At 36.9% G+C, this 2,816-nt stretch carries 1 protein-coding gene; it reads left to right on the top strand.

What is annotated here, in order from left to right:
• A partial coding sequence (locus Q0845_RS27665; RefSeq protein WP_298521199.1) for an amino acid adenylation domain-containing protein occupies nt 1–2,816 on the top strand: 2,816 nt, incomplete at both ends.

Below are 2,816 nucleotides of genomic sequence, written 5' to 3'. Positions count from 1 at the left end.
AGTTTTGAATATGGAAGTTATGACGTTGGAAATGATCGTTCTAAAAACAATATCAGTCATGTCGGATTAGAAGTCACAGGCATCATTGTTTCAGGAGAATTATCAATCAGTATTCGTTATAGTCAAGCACATTATACCACAGCTCAGATTAAGCAATTAGAGCAATCTTATAAAAAACATTTACAACAGTACATACAAACATTATCCGACAAAAAAGAAGCCAGTTTAACACCAAGTGATCTTAGTTATTCAGCAGTCAGCATAGAAGAATTATCACAGCTAACAACAGAAACTGCAATTGCAGATATCTATGAATTATCACCATTGCAAGAAGGAATGTATTATCATTGGTTGTCAAGTGAATTGAACGAATTGTATTTCGAACAAATGTCGTATAGTGTTAATTCGCTAGAGATTCCAATTCCATATGTAGAAGCAGCCTATAATGAACTGATCGCTCGTTATGAAGTCTTAAGAACAGGCTTTAGAAATGATATTGGCGGAACTCCATTGCAGATTGTTCACAAGGATGTACAAGGAGATTTTCGTTATTATGAAGCTGCGAGCAGTGACATCAGCATAGAAGAATTAAAGGAGCAAGACCGAAAAGAAGGTTTTGACTTAAGCGCTTCTTCACTGATGCGTTTACAAATCTACAAAACTGAAAATGGAAGTTATGAATTCTTATGGAGTCACCATCATATCTTAATCGATGGTTGGTGTATGAGTATTTTGATCAATGATTTTTACGAACTGATTCGCTCAAAAGTATCTGGAAAACCAGCCGATTTACCAAAAGTACTCCCATACTCACGTTACATCAATTGGCTTAGAGGAATAGACAAACAAAGCTCGCTGAACTATTGGAATGATGTTTTATTAGGATACGAAGGCATCACACGTTTGCCAATGGACAAGCAAGCGGCATCAGAGGAATATCAACAATCACATATAGATTTAGAGATTTCTCAGGAAATATACACTTCATTAAAAGAAGTATGCGCACAATACGGATTCACACAAAACACACTCATACAAGGAGTTTGGAGTTATTTACTCTCACGTTATACACAACGCAACGATGTGGTATATGGTTCTGTAGTTTCTGGTCGTCCATCTGATTTAGAAGGTGTGGAAACCATGGTTGGACTGTTTATCAATACGATTCCAGTACGAGTGGAATTGAACGAAGAAGACACCGTTACAAGTGTACTCAAGCGTATTCAAGAAGGTACCATTAGTAGCAACGGACATCATTATTTGAATCTATCAGAAATACAATCGTTTACAAAGACTGGACGTCATTTGATAGATCACATCTTAATGTTTGGAAACTATTTGGTGGAAGAATCACGTGTGTCAGAAGTCGCTTCAGCAGAAGAAAGTAATACTGTAGAGATGGAAGTGAGTTCGTTTGAATCATATGAAAGAACGAATTACAATTTCTACATTCAAGTTGCACCAGATGCATCTTTAAGCTTCCGTTTTGTATACAACGAAGCGTTGTACAGCACAGAATACATTCAGCGATTGTCAGAGAACTTCAATACGTTGTTAACATCGTTTGTCACAAAACCAGAAGCACAATTAAGCAAATTAGCGTATGTATCTCCAGAAGAAGAATCATTATTGCTAAATACGTATGCGAGTGATGATATTAGTTACACAACCGAAGGTACAATTTTAGATCGCTTTGAGGAAATAGCAACACAGTATCCAACTCATACCGCAGTTGTATTTGAAGGAGAAACACTGAGTTACCAAGAATTAGACGAACAATCGAATCAATTAGCACATTATTTACAATCAGAGCACAATATTGGCACAGAAGATTTAGTAGGAATCTTACTAGACAGAAGTCAATGGATGATCGTCTCCATCTTAGGAATCCTAAAAACAGGCGCGGCTTATGTTCCTATTGATCCAAATTATCCGGAAGCGCGTAAGGAATATATCATTTCCGACAGTCAATGCAAAGTAACTATTGATCAATCACTTTTAGATACTTTTCAAAATAGCGAATATCCAACAACAAAACTAGCGCATGGAGTTTTGCCAAGCAATTTGGCTTATGTCATCTACACTTCGGGATCCACAGGAAAGCCAAAAGGAGTATTGATTGAGCATAAAAATGTATTCAAACTGTTCTTTAACAACCAACCTTTATTCGATTTTACAGACAAAGATGTATGGTCTTTATTTCATTCCTATTGTTTTGATTTTTCTGTTTGGGAAATGTATGGAGCGTTGTTTTTTGGAGGAAAACTAATCATTCCAACAAAAGAAACGGTGAGAGATACCGGAGCATTTTCAAAATTAGCGATTGCGCACGGACTTACTGTTTTAAATCAAACACCTTCGTCGTTTCAAGTCTTACAAGAAGCATTTTTAGAACGCAATGAAAAGCATTCAATTCGTTACATCATTTTTGGAGGAGAAGCTTTATATCCTTCATTTTTAAAAGCATGGGAAGCCATATATCCTGAATGTCAAATCATTAATATGTACGGAATTACGGAAACGACTGTGCATACGACGTTTAAAAAACTAACCGCAACGCATATTCACGATAATTTGAGTGTCGTGGGCCGCCCAATTCCCAATGTAAGTTGTTATATCCTAAGTGATCATTTATCAGTACAACCTATCGGCGTTATTGGCGAATTGTGTATTTCAGGTTCTGGTTTAGCGCGCGGTTATTTAGGCCGAGCTGAATTGACAGCAACTAAATTCATTGAGAATCCTTATGAAAAAGGAGAACGCTTATATGTCACGGGCGATTTAGCTCGTTGGCGCAGTGATGGCAGTATTGAGTT

The sequence above is a fragment of the uncultured Kordia sp. genome (genome assembly GCF_947489565.1).
Lineage (GTDB): Bacteria > Bacteroidota > Bacteroidia > Flavobacteriales > Flavobacteriaceae > Kordia.
The sequence above is the reverse complement of the archived record's forward strand: the minus strand, read 5'-3'. Positions and strand labels throughout refer to the sequence as shown.